Annotated in this window: 18 protein-coding genes; 12 read left to right on the top strand and 6 right to left on the bottom strand. The window is 46.6% G+C overall.

The features are described 5' to 3' along the window. The first annotated feature begins 1 nt into the window (after position 1). From ACRN9H_RS06325 to ACRN9H_RS06365, 9 genes are all read left to right on the top strand, one after another. Positions 2-2,479 carry an MMPL family transporter gene (locus ACRN9H_RS06325; RefSeq protein WP_432312961.1) on the top strand — a complete coding sequence of 826 codons (2,478 nt, stop codon included), beginning with the start codon at positions 2-4 and terminating at the stop codon, positions 2,477-2,479. A 23-nt stretch (positions 2,480-2,502) separates the two neighbouring features. Beyond that, positions 2,503-3,792 (top strand): NAD(P)/FAD-dependent oxidoreductase, encoded by a 1,290-nt coding sequence (locus ACRN9H_RS06330; RefSeq protein ID WP_432312962.1) that lies wholly within the window; start codon positions 2,503-2,505, stop codon positions 3,790-3,792. 4 nt (positions 3,793-3,796) lie between these two features. Then, complete coding sequence (locus ACRN9H_RS06335) at positions 3,797-4,570, top strand: DUF3261 domain-containing protein (protein ID WP_432312963.1); 774 nt, start codon at positions 3,797-3,799, stop codon at positions 4,568-4,570. A gap of 51 nt (positions 4,571-4,621) precedes the next feature. Continuing rightward, positions 4,622-5,821, top strand: a complete 1,200-nt coding sequence (locus tag ACRN9H_RS06340) for a beta-ketoacyl-[acyl-carrier-protein] synthase family protein (protein WP_432312964.1) — start codon at positions 4,622-4,624, stop codon at positions 5,819-5,821. A gap of 3 nt (positions 5,822-5,824) precedes the next feature. Further along, a complete protein-coding gene (locus ACRN9H_RS06345; protein WP_432313049.1) occupies positions 5,825-6,358 on the top strand; it encodes a hotdog family protein in 534 nt (177 codons plus the stop codon). Positions 6,359-6,406: 48 nt separating this feature from the next. After that, positions 6,407-7,132: a 3-ketoacyl-ACP reductase FabG2 gene (locus ACRN9H_RS06350; RefSeq protein ID WP_432312965.1), complete on the top strand. Its 726-nt coding sequence runs from the start codon at positions 6,407-6,409 to the stop codon at positions 7,130-7,132. Further along, positions 7,133-8,392, top strand: a complete 1,260-nt coding sequence (locus ACRN9H_RS06355; RefSeq protein WP_432312966.1) for a beta-ketoacyl-ACP synthase — start codon at positions 7,133-7,135, stop codon at positions 8,390-8,392. It begins immediately after the preceding gene. A 312-nt stretch (positions 8,393-8,704) separates the two neighbouring features. Next, entirely contained in the window at positions 8,705-9,301 is a 597-nt protein-coding gene (locus tag ACRN9H_RS06360; RefSeq protein WP_432312967.1) for an SCO family protein, read from the top strand. 10 nt (positions 9,302-9,311) lie between these two features. Then, positions 9,312-10,814 carry a methyl-accepting chemotaxis protein gene (locus ACRN9H_RS06365; RefSeq protein ID WP_263188134.1) on the top strand — a complete coding sequence of 501 codons (1,503 nt, stop codon included), beginning with the start codon at positions 9,312-9,314 and terminating at the stop codon, positions 10,812-10,814. Between the two features lie 193 nt (positions 10,815-11,007). On the opposite strand, the gene azoR is transcribed toward ACRN9H_RS06365, so the two are convergent. The 6 genes from azoR to ACRN9H_RS06395 all read right to left on the bottom strand — a co-directional run bounded on the left by azoR (position 11,008) and on the right by ACRN9H_RS06395 (position 15,354). After that, positions 11,008-11,604 carry an FMN-dependent NADH-azoreductase gene (gene azoR, locus ACRN9H_RS06370; protein WP_432312968.1) on the bottom strand — a complete coding sequence of 199 codons (597 nt, stop codon included), beginning with the start codon at positions 11,602-11,604 and terminating at the stop codon, positions 11,008-11,010. A gap of 134 nt (positions 11,605-11,738) precedes the next feature. Then, positions 11,739-12,206 (bottom strand): thioesterase domain-containing protein, encoded by a 468-nt coding sequence (locus tag ACRN9H_RS06375; RefSeq protein ID WP_432312969.1) that lies wholly within the window; start codon positions 12,204-12,206, stop codon positions 11,739-11,741. Between the two features lie 110 nt (positions 12,207-12,316). Continuing rightward, on the bottom strand, positions 12,317-12,754 hold the full coding sequence (gene dtd / locus ACRN9H_RS06380; protein ID WP_432312970.1) for a D-aminoacyl-tRNA deacylase: 438 nt from the start codon (positions 12,752-12,754) through the stop codon (positions 12,317-12,319). Positions 12,755-12,797: 43 nt separating this feature from the next. Beyond that, entirely contained in the window at positions 12,798-13,382 is a 585-nt protein-coding gene (locus ACRN9H_RS06385; protein ID WP_432312971.1) for a hypothetical protein, read from the bottom strand. Then, a complete protein-coding gene (locus ACRN9H_RS06390; RefSeq protein WP_432312972.1) occupies positions 13,379-14,344 on the bottom strand; it encodes an alpha/beta fold hydrolase in 966 nt (321 codons plus the stop codon). Before ACRN9H_RS06390 ends, ACRN9H_RS06385 begins: the two co-directional genes overlap by 4 nt. A gap of 23 nt (positions 14,345-14,367) precedes the next feature. Continuing rightward, on the bottom strand, positions 14,368-15,354 hold the full coding sequence (locus ACRN9H_RS06395; protein WP_432312973.1) for a virulence factor BrkB family protein: 987 nt from the start codon (positions 15,352-15,354) through the stop codon (positions 14,368-14,370). Positions 15,355-15,435: 81 nt separating this feature from the next. Between ACRN9H_RS06395 and ACRN9H_RS06400 the strand changes: the two genes are divergently transcribed. The 3 genes from ACRN9H_RS06400 to ACRN9H_RS06410 all read left to right on the top strand — a co-directional run bounded on the left by ACRN9H_RS06400 (position 15,436) and on the right by ACRN9H_RS06410 (position 17,813). Continuing rightward, positions 15,436-15,657, top strand: coding sequence for a hypothetical protein (locus ACRN9H_RS06400; RefSeq protein ID WP_220771959.1), 222 nt, complete (start codon positions 15,436-15,438; stop codon positions 15,655-15,657). Positions 15,658-15,686: 29 nt separating this feature from the next. Continuing rightward, positions 15,687-16,340, top strand: a complete 654-nt coding sequence (locus ACRN9H_RS06405; RefSeq protein ID WP_432312974.1) for a DUF2959 domain-containing protein — start codon at positions 15,687-15,689, stop codon at positions 16,338-16,340. Positions 16,341-16,598: 258 nt separating this feature from the next. Further along, the gene (locus ACRN9H_RS06410; RefSeq protein ID WP_432312975.1) at positions 16,599-17,813 is read left to right on the top strand and encodes a 4Fe-4S binding protein; all 1,215 of its coding nucleotides are present in this window, start codon (positions 16,599-16,601) and stop codon (positions 17,811-17,813) included. The last annotated feature ends 280 nt before the right edge of the window (positions 17,814-18,093 follow it).

The following is an 18,093-nucleotide window of genomic DNA, read 5'->3' on the forward strand; positions in this document are numbered from 1 at the left end:
TATGGCCGCCAACTTCGCCGCGCGCGCCAATCAAGCTTTGATGCAATCTTCCCCCAAGTGGCGCCTCGTCGTTTGGTTGCTATTGATGCTGTCAGCAAGTTTGTGGACGCTGCAACTCTGGCAAAACGGCGCACGGGTGCAGAGCGATATTCTCGCTATGCTGCCGCATTTACAGCAAGACAAACTCACAGAGCGCGCCCTTAACCAAGTTGAAGCCACGCTCGCCAATCAAGTCTATATTGCGCTCGTCGCCAAGGATGAAACCACGGCAATCGCTGCAGCTAAGCTGTTGATGCAAAAGCTTGAAGCTGACCTTGTTGCAACGGGTAAGCAAGACGCGCTAACCGATATCCGCAGCGCCGATATGCAGCTCGGCGAAGCGCTAGGGCAATTCTATTTTCCCCACAGATTTAAATTACTGACAGCGCCGCAAGCCGAAGCGTTAGCAAGCCAAAATATTGAAAGTCTGATTGAGGCGGCCACAACGCAGCTTTATAACGCCTTCAGTTACGCCAATAGCAACTTGCTCGCCCAAGATCCGCTGCTGTTATTCCCCGCCAATTTACTCGCCCTCGCACCGAGTTCAAAAGTCAGGGCCAGCCAAGGGATACTGCTCGCGAATCAAGGCGATAATGTTGCCGCGGTCGTCATGGCAAAGGGGCTAGAAAGCGCTTTTAATCCCAATGCACAATTAGCGCAGATGACGGCATTAACAGCGGCCTTAGATGCGGTTGAAAAAGACTACCCAGATATCAATGTGCTCAAAGCTGGTGCCCTGTTTCACGCGATTGCAGCGACCCAAACGGCTAAGAGTGAAATCTCGATTCTTGGTCTTGCATCCTTACTTGGGGTGATAGCCTTAGTTTGGTTGGCGTTTCGTTCTGTAATGCCGCTACTGTTGGCAATCGTCACCATTTCCAGCGGGCTGTTGCTCGCCGTGACTTTTACCTTAAGCGTGTTTGGCGAGCTGCATTTACTCACCTTAGTGTTTGGCACTAGCTTGATTGGCATTGCCATCGACTACAGTTTTCATTTTTACTGCGAGCGCTTAAGCGATACAGAGCGGAGCGCTCAGGCCACTGTGGCGTATATCTTCCCAACGGTGACACTCGCCTTTATCACCAGCGCCTTAGCTTACGTGGGCATAGGTTTAGCGCCGTTTCCCGGCATGCAGCAAGTCGCTATTTTCTGCGCCGCGGGGCTGCTCGGGGCCTATCTCACCCTCATTCTCGCCTATCCACTGTTAGCGGGCAGTCGCTTGCCTGAAGGCTCCCGCCCATTAGCACTCGCGGGGACTTACCTTGCTAATTTAACTAAGTTATCCAACAAATTGACCACGCCGTTAGGCATAGGCTGCTTTGCGTGGGTGATACTAGTCTGGTGTTTAAGTGGCGCAACCAAGTTAACCGTCGATGACGATATTCGCCATTTACAGCAAAGTCCTGCAAGCGTGACTGAACCTGAAAATAAGCTCCGGCAGCTACTCAGCGGCGGCACAGATAATCAATTCTTACTGGTACGCGCCGCGAGTGAAGAAGCACTGCTACAACAGCTTGAGCGAGTGTCGCCCATGCTCAATGCCGCTATCGCCAAGCAAGAGTTAGGCAACTACGTCAGCCTGAGTCGGTATCTGCCCAGCCATCAAAGGCAAGACACGGCTTATCGCTTACAGGGGGAAATCTATCAAACTCAGATAGATACTGTGCTCACAAGCCTTGGGTTGAATGAGAACTTAAAGCCAGAGCTGCAAGCAAGCTACTTAGCAGCTAAAGACCAATATATCGCCCCAGCGGATTTCTTTAAGCTAGAGGCAGGCAAGCAACTCGCACCGCTGTGGCTCGCACCAAATGGCAAGACCACCGACTATGACGCGCTAAATGATGGAGGGGCGAGCGCTGAGCATGGCGCTATTGTCTTGCTTGGCGGCATTCAGCAAATCGACGCGCTCAAGGCGCGCTTTGCCCATGATGAAAGCGTACAACTTATCGATAAAGTCGCGGATATCTCCGCCGTCATGGGCCATTACCGACTGTTAACCCTAAAGCTATTAGCGCTCGCACTGGGTATCGCACTCTTGTTGTTTAGCCTGAATTTTGGCATTAAAAAAGCCGCGGTTGTCGTTGCCGTTCCAGCCCTTGCGGCCTTGCTAACGCTTGCAACCTTAGGCTTAACAGGCTCGCCACTGAGTCTGTTCCATGCACTCGCGCTCATTTTAGTTTTCGGGATTGGGGTAGACTACAGCCTATTTTTTGCCTCGGCGAAAAACCATGGTAAGGCGGTAATGATGGCAGTATTTATGTCGGCCTGCTCGACCTTACTGGCCTTTGGCTTACTCGCTTTTAGCCAGACCCAAGCAATTCATTACTTTGGCTTAACGCTGTCGCTGGGTATCGGCTTTACCTTCTTACTTTCGCCACTGATTTTGACCACAACACTGGCTTTAACCACCAATCAGCTTCTAACGACAAAAAAGTCCTGATGACTACAAGGAACGTATTTTACATGTCTACACAGGTTCACGATTTATCAGCTATGTCAAATTCACTTGATGTCGATGTGGCCATTATCGGCGCAGGACCTTCTGGCGCTATCGCTGCCAGCCTGCTGCACCAGCAAGGCAAGCGTGTACTGGTCATCGAGAAGCAATATTTTCCGCGTTTCTCTATCGGCGAAAGTTTACTGCCCTGCTGCATGCAGTTTATCGAAGAAGCGGGCATGTTAGATGCGCTCAATGCCGCTGGATTCCAACATAAAAATGGCGCCGCCTTTCGTCGCAATGGAACTTACACCACCTTCGATTTTACCGATAAATTTACCCCAGGGCCGGGCACCACATTCCAAGTGCAACGAGCCAGTTTCGATAAACTGTTAGCCGATACCGCCCAAAGCCAAGGGGTCGACATCCGCTACGGCGAAACGGTCGAGGCGATCGATTTAACCGAGAACCCACGCTTAACGGTACGTAATGAGGCGGGCGAGCTGTATCAAATCGACGCCAAATTTGTACTTGATGCCAGTGGTTTTGGTCGCGTATTGCCGCGCCTGCTCAATTTAGAAAGTCCGTCTTGTCTGCCAACGCGCAGCGCCATCTTCACCCATGTGGAAGATAACATCAGCGATCCTAGTTTTGATCGTAATAAGATTTTGATCAGTGTCCATCCAAAACATAAAGACATTTGGTATTGGCTGATTCCCTTTAGCCATGGCCGCTGCTCCCTTGGCGTGGTTGCCAAACCCGAGTTACTTGCGCATCTTGAGGGCACACTTGAGCAACAATTGCTACACATGATCAGTGAAGAGCCCACATTAAAAGTGCTGCTCGCCAATGCTAAAGTGGTGCAAGAATGCGCCACGCTAAAGGGGTATTCCGCTAATGTGTCGCGCCTTGCGACCGACAAGTTTGCCCTGCTCGGCAATGCGGGCGAGTTTCTCGATCCGGTGTTTTCCTCTGGGGTGACTATCGCCATGCAATCAGCATCGATGGCGGCAAAATGCCTGACAAAACAACTCAATGGTGAAACGGTTGACTGGCAAGCTGATTACTCAGCCCCTTTAATGCAGGGCGTGAACGCCTTCCGCACTTATGTGCAAGCTTGGTATGATGGCCGTTTTCAGGAAGTGATCTTCTATGAAAATCCGAACTATAGAATCAAACAAATGATCAGCTCGATTCTAGCGGGCTACGCTTGGGATACAACCAATCCCTTCGTCAAAGACTCGGAGCGACGTTTAAATATGGTCGTTGAGCTATGTAAAAATAATATGCCTATTCCTGAGTTCGAAGAGGGCTAACAGCATGCCGCTAAACCTTAATGCTAAAAGGCTGTCGCTCTTTACCCTACTGCTTGCCAGCATAGGGCTTATGGGCTGTACTCAACTTTTACAGCGGCAGACCTGCGTCGCTCTTGCAGAAAAGGTGCATTACTGTTTAGCCCCGCTAGCCAATGAGTTTGGCAATACAAGGGATAAACCCTTAGCTGAACCATTAAGTAACATCACAACAAATACTGCCATAACGGGTCAACAAGCTAACAGCCAATCTGAGGTGTTTTTACCTCAATCCTTCAGCCAAAAGGTCAGTATTAAAGTGGCTGATAAGTCCCACGAGTTGCTGACTCAGGTGGAATTAGAAGGCGATCGCATGACCCTCGTTGGCTTAGCGCCACTGGGGCAGGCTTTGTTTACCTTAGTTTATGATGGGAATACACTCAGCAGTGAACAAAGTGTGCTGCTGGGTGATAGTTTTAAAGCCGAGTATTTAATGGCGATGATGCAATTGATCTATTGGCCGGAGCAAAGCGTTAACGCCCATTTAGACGGCGGCCATTTAGTCACGGGCCATTGTGATATCCTTGACGATACTCTTAGCAATAATCAGAACGGCAATCGGGACGTTACGTCATTCTGTCGTCAGATTAATAGCCAAGATAGCTTGAACAGTAAAAACCGTTCGCAAACCCATGTAGTGCAAATCCGTTATCAACAGTATGTCGGCGATACGCTATGGCAAGCCCACATTCATTTAACGATGCCACAGGCTAAGTTTGCGTTAGACATCGAACCTATTTAACCTTTTAACACCCGCACTTCACTGTGCCATAGCAGAAAAAAACGATACGCAATGATGAACAGAGTCGCCATTACACAGATTGGATTGTGTACCCCACTAGGGCAAGATCCGCAGCAGGTTTTAGATCGCTTAGTCGCGGGCGATATCAGCGCCATGCAAACCAGTGACGTGCTGCTATTTGGGCAATCAACGCTGGTCGGCTCCGTGACTGCCGAGCTCCCCACTATTGCTCCCCAGTTTGCCCAATTTGATTGTCGTAATAATCAATTACTGCTTTGCGCCGCACTACAAATAGCCGAAACCATTGAGCAAGCAAAACAGGATTTTGGTACCACTCGCATAGGCGTAGTGTTAGGCACTAGCACCTCAGGGATCTCCAAAGGCGAAGCAGCACTTGCGTATCGCAATCAACACGGCCACTTTCCGGCAGATTATCACTATTTCCAACAAGAACTCGGCAGCACTAGCGATTTTTTACGCCAATATTTTCAGCTCGACGGTCCTTGTTACACGATTTCAACCGCTTGTTCTTCTAGCGCAAAAGTCTTTGCTAGTGCTAAACGTTTACTCAATGCTAACCTCTGTGACATGGTGATTGTCGGCGGTGTAGACAGCTTATGCCAACTGACCGTTAATGGCTTTAATGCTTTAGAATCTGTGTCAAAAGGTCACTGTAATCCTTTTAGCATCAATCGTGATGGGATCAATATCGGCGAAGGCGCAGCGTTATTTACTCTAACTTTGGGTGAATCGGACGTCATGCTAGCAGGGATTGGCGAGTCGAGTGATGCGCACCATATTTCGGCGCCGCATCCCGAAGGCGCAGGCGCTATTTCCGCCATGCAAGCGGCTTTAAAAGATGCAAACATTACCGCACCAGAGATTGGCTACATTAATTTGCACGGCACGGCGACACCTAAAAATGATGCGATGGAAAGCCGCGCCATAATGGAAATATTTGGCGCAAACATCCCGCCTTGCAGCTCAACTAAACCCTTAGTCGGCCATACCTTAGGTGCAGCTGGCGCAATCGAAGCGGCATTCTGCTATTTATTACTTTCAGCCCATAATCATCGCCAAGCTCTGCCACCCCATTGCTGGGATGGGCAAGCCGATCCGCAAAATCCACCGATTGCCTTAGTCACTAGTCATCAAGTTGCCGCGAGCGGCACACTTAATTATGTAATGAGTAATTCCTTTGCCTTTGGTGGCAGTAATGCCAGCCTAATTTTTTGCCGTAAAGAGGCCTAAATGATGTCTTTTCTTAACATCAATTTACCCTTCGCTGAACAAAAAGTGACTGATTTTATCCCACATCGAGCGCCTATGGTGTTGATTGATAAAATCATCGCTTATCAGTCCGAATCCTTAGTTACCGAAGTCACTATCACAACGCAGAGCCCCTACTTCAAAGATAAACATCAAGCGGTAGCAAACTATGTGGGTATCGAATATATGGCGCAAAGTATTGCCGCGCTGGCCGGAGTAGAGGCCAAGCTGTGCAACGATAAAATCCGCGTAGGGTTTCTGCTAGGGACACGCAAATTAGCATTACATGCCAAACAATACGAACTTGGCCGCACCTATCGCATCCACGTAAAGCGTATCTACCAAGAAGAGTCAGGCTTAGCCGTGTTCGATTGTCAGATTTATCTGTTGCCAGAGCCTGACTCAAATCAAGAAAAAAGCTTAGTCGCTGAAGCTAATGTGAATGTATTCCTACCTAAAGACACGCGAGCGTACCTTGACGGAAATCAAGACGCTGACAATAAACTCCTTGGACACTGACACTCAAGCAATAACAGCCAAACCCTAATCGCCTGAGGTAATAGAAAAATGAATAACAGAGTATTAGTTACAGGTTCAAGCCGCGGTATTGGTAAAGCCATCGCCCTAAAACTTGCCGCTGCTGGATACGATATTGCGCTGCATTATCACAGTAATCAAACGGCTGCTGAGGCGACTGCCATTGAAGTTCGCGCACTTGGGGTGAATATTAGCCTACTGAAATTTGATGTTGCAGAGCGCGCAGCCGCCAAAACCACTATTGAAGCAGATATTCAAACCCATGGCGCCTATTACGGCGTGATCCTTAATGCGGGCATCAACCGTGACACCGCCTTTCCTGCCATGACAGAAAACGAGTGGGACAGCGTTATCCATACTAATTTAGATGGCTTTTATAATGTGATCCATCCCTGCGTAATGCCAATGGTACAAGGCCGCAAAGGGGGACGCATCATTACCTTAGCCTCAGTCTCAGGGATAGCTGGCAATCGGGGGCAAGTGAATTACAGCGCCTCAAAGGCAGGGATTATCGGCGCGACTAAGGCACTGTCATTAGAACTGGCAAAACGTAAAATCACCGTCAACTGTATCGCCCCCGGCTTGATAGAAACCGACATGGTAGCCGATATCCCTAAAGACATGATAGAGCAATTAGTGCCGATGCGCCGCATGGGTAAACCCAATGAAATCGCTGCGTTAGCCGCATTTTTAATGTCGGACGATGCTGCCTATATCACTCGTCAAGTCATATCGGTTAATGGAGGCATGATCTAAATGAGTCAGGCGACAAATCAAACCCGTTTGGGGAGGCGAGCGGTCATCACGGGCATTGGCGGCATTTCTGCCCTAGGTCATGACTGGCCGACCATTGCAGCAAGCCTTAAGGCGCAAAAAAACGCGGTTGTTATTATGAGTGATTGGGATAAGTACCAGGATCTCAACACACGTTTAGCCGCACCCATCACAGACTTTGAAATACCGAGTCATTATTCGCGCAAAAAAATTCGCTCTATGGGCAGGGTTGCAATCATGGCGACTCGTGCCAGTGAGCTTGCGTTAATTGACGCTGGATTATTGGACGATCCTATCGTGTCATCGGGTGAAATGGGTATCGCCTATGGCTCATCTACTGGCAGTACCGATCCTATCAGCGCCTTTGGCGATATGCTGAAAACCGGTGATATGTCAGGTATTTCTGCCACCAGTTATATTCGCATGATGGCGCATACGGCAGCGGTGAATGTAGGGGTATTTTTTGGTTTAAAAGGTCGAATTCACACCACCAGCAGCGCGTGCACTTCGGGCAGTCAAGGCATAGGTTACGCCTATGAGGCCATTAAGTTTGGCCAACAAACCTTAATGTTGGCGGGCGGCGGCGAAGAACTCTGCCCCACCGAAGCTGTTGTATTTGACACCCTATTTGCTACCAGCACTCAAAACACCACGCCTGAACTCACGCCGCGCCCCTTTGATGTCGCGCGTGATGGCTTAGTTATTGGCGAAGGCGCTTGCACGCTGGTGCTCGAAGAACTCGAACACGCCAAAGCGCGTGGTGCAAAAATTTACGCCGAATTAGTGGGCTTTGGCACGAATTCCGACGGCCAACACATCACTCAGCCCAATGCCCAAACGATGGAAATTGCCATTAGATTGGCACTCAAAGATGCACAAATTGAGCCCAGTGCCATAGGCTATGTTAACGCCCACGGCACGGCGACCGATCGTGGTGATATTGCCGAAAGTCATGCAACCTATGCCGTATTTGGCGCTGGTATGCCGATTTCATCGCTTAAAAGCTACACAGGCCACACCTTAGGTGCATGCGGTGCACTAGAAGCTTGGCTGAGTATCGAAATGATGAATGAGGGTTGGTTTGCACCAACACTTAACCTTGAGCATATCGACCCACAATGCGCTGATTTGGACTATATCCGTCACGAACCTCGCCTCATTAATACTGATTATGTCATGAGCAATAACTTCGCCTTTGGCGGCATTAATACTTCGCTGATTTTTAAACGCTGGAAAAGCTAAGACGTATCGACGCTAAGTGATGACATGTCGTACTTATGGCGTGTTATTCACTGAACGAAGAATAACGTCTAATGATGCTCAAAACGAGGCGGCGGCTGATAACAAACGACATAGCAAGCCGCCTAAAAACTATCGTTAATATTCCCTTATCCGCATTAAGTGATCCAGTTACAAACTTCAAACGTATCTTTACGACCTATCTTTACTTTGTAAGTAAATCACTACTGGTCAATAGAACATAAATAATATCTAATGCAATGGAATTGCTCGTCGATACAATCATTAAATTTCAGAGTATTAAATAAAATCTATATGAAAAAACCTAGCGTATTCATAAGCACTGCGCTCATCATCGTCTTAGCTTTGTTACTCCTTCCGGCGGTGACTTATCTCAATCAAGTCATCTCTGGCAGCTACGGTATCCAAACCCACCAGAATACTGCTATCGATTTTACTTGGCAGGATATTAATGGCACACAGCACCAATTTAGCGATTGGAAAAAAGGACCGAGTTATCTCTTTCTTGGTTTTTTAAGCTGCTCACAGATTTGTCCTATTCGGACCCATCAGGTGAAGTTGCTAATGGAAAAGCTGACCGAAACAGAAAGGCAAAATATTCAATTCTTGTTTGTCACAGTAGACCCACAAAATGACACGCCAGACATTAGACAACAAATGATCGATAGTCAGTCAGTACAGTTTTTTAGTGCCGAATTAACACCAAAGCAACTAGAGAAACTGCAATGGCAACTGGCGGAAAAATCAACAGCAACCAGTGATATCAATCTACATTCTGGTAATCTTTATTTAATTTCCCCAACGGGACAGTTAAAACAAACCTATACTCAACAGCAGCTTATAATCGACAGATTGCTAACAGACCTTAATACTATGATGTCTTCAAATTAGGCAAACAAAAATGAATCAGCTATCCAACACGTCAATAACGGCTAAAAACGATCAGACCTTATATCGTATACTCCTCGCACAGGCACCAATGCTGTTTGTGAGTGGTTTTTTTGGAGCACAAATGCTGGGCTTCGCCACTTTGGCCGCCATTGCCGTTTTGCTCATCACTCAAATCAGTTACAGCCTGCTCAAAAATACGCCTATGTTTGCCATAGTGGCGGCTGTGATCATGATGACAGTGTCAGGTCTACTCATTCAGACCCAAATGGGTATGCTTGAAATGCACTTTCATATCTTCGCTATGATGGCTGTTTTTTTAATTTACCAACGTTGGGAGCCCATCGTTGCCGCACTACTCACAGTAGCTGTTCACCATGTGTTATTTACCTACATTCAAATGCAGAGTGTAGAAATAAATCACGTCGCGATTATGCTTTTTGCGGGTCAGTGCTCTTGGGATATTACTTTTATACATGCAATGTTTGCTGTTGCCGAAGCCGGTATTCTTATTCTACTGGCCTCGATGATGCGCGTAGAATCCTCCGCGAATCAGCGCATTGCAGATGCTATCCAACAGATTTCAGAGTTTAAGGATATTTCGATTCGACTGGTACCTGCAAAAAACCATGCTGAAATAGCTTTTAATACCATGCTCGAAGAACTCGCGCAGGTGTTCTCCGACTACCGCGACATTGCCGTCGATATGGCAAAAACGACGAATAACTTAAAGCAGCTCAGTGATGAAACCCAACGCGCAGTACATACGCAAAACCAACAGGCACAACAGATTTCCGATACCGCACAAAATGTGATCCAGCAGATAAGCCAAGCCGCAGTCGATAGTAACGACTCAGCACAAAGCGCACGCCAAGCCGCAAACTCCAGCGATGAAGATAGAAAAAGTGCGCTTAATATTATGGCCGATATGAAAAAACTAGAGAAAAACACTACTGAAGTGACTGAGTTCTTAACGGAATTAACCTCTGATGTCAGTGCGATTACTAAATTGTTAGAAGCGATCCGCAGCATCTCTGAGCAGACTAACCTACTCGCCCTCAATGCCGCCATCGAAGCTGCACGAGCAGGAGAAAGTGGCCGTGGTTTTGCCGTTGTCGCTGATGAAGTCAGAGCCTTAGCGCAGCGTACTGGACGCTCAACCGATGATATAGCCACAGTATTAGCTCACCTTAATACCAGTATGATTAAAACGGTTGAATCAATGGACTTAAGTAAACAAAGCACCATTGAAAACTTGAAACACACCAGTGAAATCGCTAATGGTCTTGCACAAAGATCGGAACAAATAACCCATGTTGCGGTGTCGAGTGAAAGCGTTGCCCATACCACTCAATCCCAGAGCAAAGTACTTACTCATATTGGGGAAGATATTATCGATAATGCTGAAGCTATCAATCAATTAGCCGCGAAAGTGCAAGAGCTATCCCAAGGGACACTCACTCTGAGCCAAATCGCCACGGCTTACCAGACCAAAGCCTCCGCCTATAAAATCTGATATTGAAATACATAACCCAAACACGCTAATGATTTCATTTGGCGTGCTTGGGTGTGAATGTCTGGTTAATGACGGTTCGCTCAACGATTGAGTTTACAGCCTACCAAGCGGTAGTGAAATTGACATAAAAAATGCCAGCCCATTTAAGGCTGGCATTTTTTATTCTGCTAAATCAGATCGATAAATAAAGCGATTATGCTTTCAGCTGATCGATGCTGTGTTTTGCCTCGCTCATACCTTTGTCGTGTGCTTCTGGGCCCATATTTAGCGCCTCTGCGTAAACCACTTCAACATTAGTGATACCAATAAAGGCTAAAACCGTTTTCAGGTAAGGCACCACATGATCAGTAGGACCATCTTTGTGAGCGCCGCCACGGGTCGTCACCAACACGGCGCGTTTACCTTCCACTAATCCTTTTGGACCTGTTTCAGTGTAAGTAAAAGTCACACCAGCGCGGGCAATGAAATCGATCCAGTTTTTAAGTTGAGCCGGAATAGTAAAGTTATACATAGGCGCGGCAATAACGAGAGTATCGCTGGCTTTTAATTCAGCAACTAACGTATCTGATAATGCGAGCATTTCTTGCTGACGTGCCGATAATTCTGCACCACCACGTAAACCAGATGCGATTTCACCGTCTACCATAGGCAATACGTCTTTACCGCCTAAATCGCGTACTGTGATAGCAGCGCCTTGGTTTTCCCAATGGCTAGCTAAGTGATCAATTAATACGGCAGATTGTGAATAACCGCCAAGAATACTTGATTTTAAAATTAAGACTTTAGACATAATCTGCTCCAAAAATAGGGAAATAACTCAGAGTCAGATGAAATATCTCAACTCTATGACGTCAGTGTATTCGCCCATAAAAAAGAAATAAAGCGGATAAAATTTGCGATTCAGTTCGATTTTTTAGAAAGGTATTAAAGCGTTTTAACAGTGCTTACAGCTAAGGCCACTTTTGGCGCGCTCACATACAAGCCCTCAAAAATCGCACACAGTGTATTATCGCAATGCAACTGCACTTCGAGCTTCACCTTAACTCTCCGCCCCCTTTGTAATGGACACAGATCTACTCTTGGCCATTGCACTTTAGCTACCGGGTTACAGGTCACTGGAGCAAGATAGCGAATATGGGCATCTGCGAGCACAATATCGCCTGTAACGCCAGCTAACTGCTGGTTCAGCCATACGGCGCCCCAACCGGTTAAGGTCATCAAAGTATAAATACTGCCTGCAAACATAGTTTGATGCAGATTAATATTGGGCTCAATTGGCGCTGTAGCTTGAAACTCACCCTCGCAATAACTGAGCGGAGCGATCTGCATAAAGCCACTCGCGGGAATGGTGTTATGCCATGTTTGGCATAATTGAGTGAGGAGTTGTGTCATTGATTGAGTAACTAATTGATCTCGTTACATTAGCTTACTACCGCCTTTGAGCACTGCAATATTAAAGAGGTCCAATATTTAACTGCCAATATAAAACCCTGCGCGAAAGACTACACCTGCAGATTAAACGTCACAGGGCCATCATTGACTAATGACACTTGCATATCGGCACCAAATTGTCCGGTTTGTGTATTTACGCCCTTAGCGCGGCAAAAGGCCACAAACTCTTCATATAGGACCAACGCCTGATCAGGCGTACCCGCACCCGAAAAACTCGGCCTCAGGCCACGGTCGGTATCTGCGGCTAAAGTAAATTGCGATACCACTAATAAGGAGCCACCGACTTGTTCTAAGTTGAGATTCATCTTGCCATTGTCATCAGAAAATACACGGTAACTCATCACTTTAGTTGCCAGCTTCTCCATTTTATCTCGAGTATCTTCCCGCTCAACACCCAAGAGAACTAACAAACCTTTGTCGATTACACCTATGGTTTGATGATCGACAACCACACTGGCACCGCTTACTCTTTGAATTAAGGCAATCACAACTTTTCCTTTTAGTTTTCGATTTAGGCTTAACGGGAAGCATTTAAGGTATTAGTGGAATAGGACGAATAAGTTGATCGACACCCTCAGGTAATGACTGTGCAACTTGGGCCAAACCGTTATTAGTCCACAACATAAAGCGGCGTAATTCTTCTATTTCAACCCGTTCGGCAAAGGTCACAACACCTTGTACTTGGATCACAGCACCTTGATCTCGCAAGACAAACTTAGCAAAGTTCAAATTTTGGTTTAAGGTGCCAATCACCACCAGTAATTCTGGACTGGCTTGCAATTGTGGATGTACAGCATAAAAACGATTCATTAAGATGCGGTCAATGCCAGCGGAATTAATACTCGGCTCAAGCAAAAATTGATTATTGCCAAACTGTACCGCCACCTTAGTTGGCGAGACTAAGGTGGCCAGATAATTTGCATTAAGCAATGCTTGATATAAGCGCTGTGCTGCGGCTTCGTTAGTCATGCCACCTAACTCGACGACTTTAGGCGCTACAGGCGCACTCACGGCCTCCTGGGCGGATGCAGGATTAATAGCGGTAGTTTGAGATGGTACCGTGGTTGCACAAGCGGTAAGCCAGAGTAAGCTGGCACTGAACAGTATCGTTTTCATGGTATTTCCCTTTGATGTATCCATATCCACATAGCGTGGATTTCTGCTGTTACCGCTAAAAACAAACTCTCACTATTGAGCATATGTGCGCCATCGTTAACAGTGATCAGCGTTATAGCATGCTCTTGTTCAGCCAAAAAATGCTGTAAGAGTGCTGCAGGGCAAATCGCATCCTGCATGCCTTGCAATAACACACTACGCGCCTTCACCCTTGGGGTCACGCGCTGTAATACACTCATAGCATTGAAGTAATCATGCCTAGCAAAGTGCAGTTCAATATCGGCTAATGCCAATACGGTTTCGGGTAACTGCCTTGGCAATACTAATCTAGCGCCAGCAAGCTTTAATTCCCACTGGATCCAGCTCCGAGCATAATAATGTCGCTGGACAGTGTCTACCGATGACAACCCCTGCTGATAATCATCCAGCAGTTCCGTCAATGGCACAGGCATCGATGAGTTGCCACTAAAGAGACGATAAGCCGCAGGTTGTAACCTTGCTGCACCGTCATAACCATAAAGCCAATCGATACCCGCTTTAGAGGGAATAAATAATGCCCACAATACTTGCGCTATCACCCTCTCAGGAAATAATCCGCTGTAAATTAAGCCTAATGTCGCCCCAAAAGAGCCACCGACTAAGCACCAGCGTTCAATACCTAAATTTAAACGAATGGCTTCAATATCGCAGATCAAACCATTTAAATGGTTATGAGATAAATCACCTAAAGGTAAAGACTGCCCTGCACCGCGCTGATCTAGCAATAAAATCCAATATTGCTCAGCATTAAATAAGGTTAACTCACTGATATCACAGCCCGCTCCAGGCCCGCCGTGTAAATACAATAGGGGGATCCCCTGCGGATTACCATATTGCGCTAGATGTAATTTTTGGCCATTGCCAACACTAATCCAATCTCGGCGGATAAAAGGCGGGCAGGATTGAGGCACTGAATCAATCATTTGATGTTATCGCCACGCTCTAACTATTTAGCCGCGTCATTTTGATCTGACTTAATCACAGCATTTAAGGCCGTCATCTCTGCCGGCGTTAATATTGCCGACGGCTCAACGGGGGCTGAATGATCTAGCGGCTGGCCTTCAAGATCCGTTTCATTATCAAAACTCGACTCATAATCCAAATACTCTGGCATCGCAGCGGTGATTTCGGCGCCGAGTAACACTATCATCCACGATAAATACACCCAGACGAATATAATGGGGATCACCGCCAAAGCGCCATAAATAGCCTCGTAACTCGGAAATTGAGTCACATACAAGGCAAAGGCTTTTTTACCCAACTCGAACAACAGTGCGGCGACAATCGCGCCTAATAAAGCGTGTAAAAACTTTACCTTTTTATTAGGTACGACTATGTAGAGCAGTAAAAATGCCGCCACCGAAAATAACATAGGTAAGCGTTCAATAAACAACGGCATAACGCCCGACAACTGACCATTAAAAACCTTCAATGACACCACATAAGACGTTGCAACTAAACTGGCACCTACGAGTACAGGGCCGAGGGTAAGCACCATCCAATACATAGAAAAAGCCACTACGATAGAACGCTTTTCTTTAGTACGCCAAATATTATTGAGTGCTTTATCAATGGCAGAAATCAGCATAATGGCGACCACAACTAACGCGGCGATCCCAACGGCGGTGCCTTTAGAGGCATTTCCAACAAATTCATTAATATACGTTTGTACAGTATCGCCAGCCGCGGGTAAAAAGTTCTGATAAACAAAGCCTTCAATCTGCCCTCGAATGCCCTTAAATACCGGAAAAGCTGACAGCATCGACATAGTCACAGCCACCAGAGGTACCAGCGATAGCAAGGTGACATAGGCTAAATGCCCCGCACGGATATTGATTTGATCTTCCACCAGACGCTGTCTTAAATGCAGCAGAAAGTGCCAGATCCCGAGGAATAAAACGCGAATTTGAGCCAGTTCTATCTTTTTAGTCACGGGTTTCTCTTGCTTCTGTTGGTATAGACTCGTTATCTTCGTACAATAAACACTTAATTTACAAGTCTAAGGAGTGAATAGATGTCGCAACAAGGATCTGCAGGTAACGTTATTTCGGCGATTGCGAGCTTATTTTTCCCTGGGTTAGGCCAACTGCTGCAAGGTAGAATTATGGCTGCGCTGCTGTTTTTTGTTATCACTGTGGTGGGTTATGCCCTCTGGTGGTTGATTGTACCTGCTGTCATCGGTGCTATCTTTCATCTGTGGAGCATTATTGATGCAGCACGATTTAAGGCCGATTAATGCTATTTCACCCAGCAACGGAAACTCAAATGAAAAAACGGATCACTTTAAGCTTGATTGCCGCTAGCCTCTTACTCGGTGGCTGTCAAAGTGCTTACTACGGCGCGATGGAAAAAGTCGGTTACCATAAACGCGATATTATGGTCGACAGAGTTAAAGCAGCCAAAGAATCCCAAGAGGACGCCCAAGAAGAATTTGGCGACGCCCTCAAGGAGATGCAAGCCTTACTCAGTCACGACGGCGGCAACCTAGAGAAAGCCTATAACAAGGCCAAAGATGAGTATGAATCAGCCCAAAGTGCAGCCGATAACGTCAGTAATCACATTAATAAAGTCGAAGGCGTAGCCGATGCCTTATTTGAAGAATGGCAAAATGAAATTAGTGAAATCAGCAAAACTAATTTGCGTCGAGATAGCGAAACTAAACTAAAGGAAACCCGCCGTTCTTATCAACAATTGGTCAAAACGATGCGTCGTGCTGAATCAAAAATGTCACCCATTCTCACCGCCTTGAAAGACAACATGCTGTATCTCAAACATAACTTGAACGCCCAAGCGATTGGTGCAATTAAAGGTGAGTTTGCCAGCCTACAAACTGATATTTCAGATCTAATTAAAGAGATGAACATATCGATTGATGAGTCCAATAAATTTATTGAGTCTCTGGAAAAATCAAAGAGCTGAACAAAACGCCCAACTCATGTCAGCCCTAGCCATACCCATTGCTAGGGCTTTTTCTGCCCATAATATTTATCTCCTCCTGCGACCTATGTTCTTTTTGTGCAAGCCCCAAATATTCGGCTTTGTGAGCTATCCCGCGCTTTAACTGATTGATACTTAAAATGTTAGATCTGCAGCACAATTTCACTTAGCACTCAAAAACTTATCTTAATTTCATCACTCTGACTTAGCACTTATTGATCATACGTTGTACTCACCATTATGACTTTTATCGAATCACTTACCTTAATGTTGGCACTCATGTATCTCGCCTCTCTTAGTTATTGGAGCGGCAAAAAATGGGGCGCTGTAGTTACTTTATTGCTGAGTGTCGGCGCGGTTACTATTAGCCTTTATTGGCCGTTAGCGCTAGGACTCATTATTGCGCTGCCATTGGCATTACTCGTCCATAGATTTGCACCTGACGAGTTCAAGGGGGAGATTAAAATCAATACCCTTCGTGAAGGGACTCAACATGTGTTGGCGTTATCGCTGTTACTGGTTGCCGTGCAATACACCATCAATACAGTGCTACTTAAGCAAGGGATTACGCCTTGGCTCATGCGCCCTGATGTGGTTGATGCCTTCTTACCGATTGCGGGTGGGATTGAGCTTAAAGCGATTATCAGCCTCAATTTATGGGATCAAACACATCCAGCGGCAGCAGTAATGCTGGCAGCAGTATTAATCACCGGACTACTGTGCAAGCGGGCATTTTGCGGCTGGGCCTGCCCCTTAGGTTTAGCTGGGGAATATCTATATGCCTTTAGAAAACGTTTTATAAAAGCTGAGCTAACACCACCAGCTTGGCTAGACTGGCCACTGCGAATGCTTAAGTATCTATTGCTATTAGCACTGTGCTACATAGTGATTGGCATGCCAGCGCAGTCGATTCCTCATTATCTCGATGGCAATTATCATAAGATTGCCGATTTGAAGATGGCACTGTTTTTCCTGACACCGAGCCTAATTACCTTGTTAGTATTTGCGCTGATCCTTGCGTTAGCGGCATCGCGTCGTCAGGGATTCTGCCGCTATTTATGTCCCTATGGTGCCATGCTGGGGATATTAAGTTTCGCCAGTCCATTAAAAATCCGCCGCGATACCCAGCACTGTCTTATCGAAGCGAAAGGAATGAAATGCGACAAGTGCACCCGAGCTTGCCCAGCAAACATCATAGTGCACACTAAAACCACAGTGCGAAGTGACGAGTGCCAAGCCTGCATGCGCTGCGTTGCGGCTTGTCCTAAATCAGCCGCACTCGGCCTAGGGCTTAAATCTGGCCACAGACTCGGCCACAAGGGATTACTCGCATTAGTGCTCATCGCATTATTTATTCTACCGCTGGGCGCTTACTTAGCAGGGTTCTGGCATAGCCAAACACCCGATAGCATCCGCATGGAACTTATCCCAGTGCTCAATAAAATTGGACATTAGGTAACCAACTCGGGGGTAAGCTCTGCGTCTCTACAGGTTAGTTAAATAGCATTAAACATAACCTCTATGACAATCTGGTAATAGTGACATGCTCATCACCTCAACGGAGACGATTGCCTGAAACATCTCGTGAATGTTATACCCTTACCGCAACAGCATAAGATTCATCGACGACGAGGTGATAACTGATTAACCTCTAAATGAAGCCAACAAAAAGCCCCGCACAGTTTCCTATGCGGGGCTTTTTTTAAACCGATTGACTCACCTTATATGGCGAGTC

It is taken from the genome of Shewanella sp. MF08487, from assembly GCF_050848685.1.
Taxonomy (GTDB): Bacteria; Pseudomonadota; Gammaproteobacteria; order Enterobacterales; family Shewanellaceae; genus Shewanella; species Shewanella glacialipiscicola.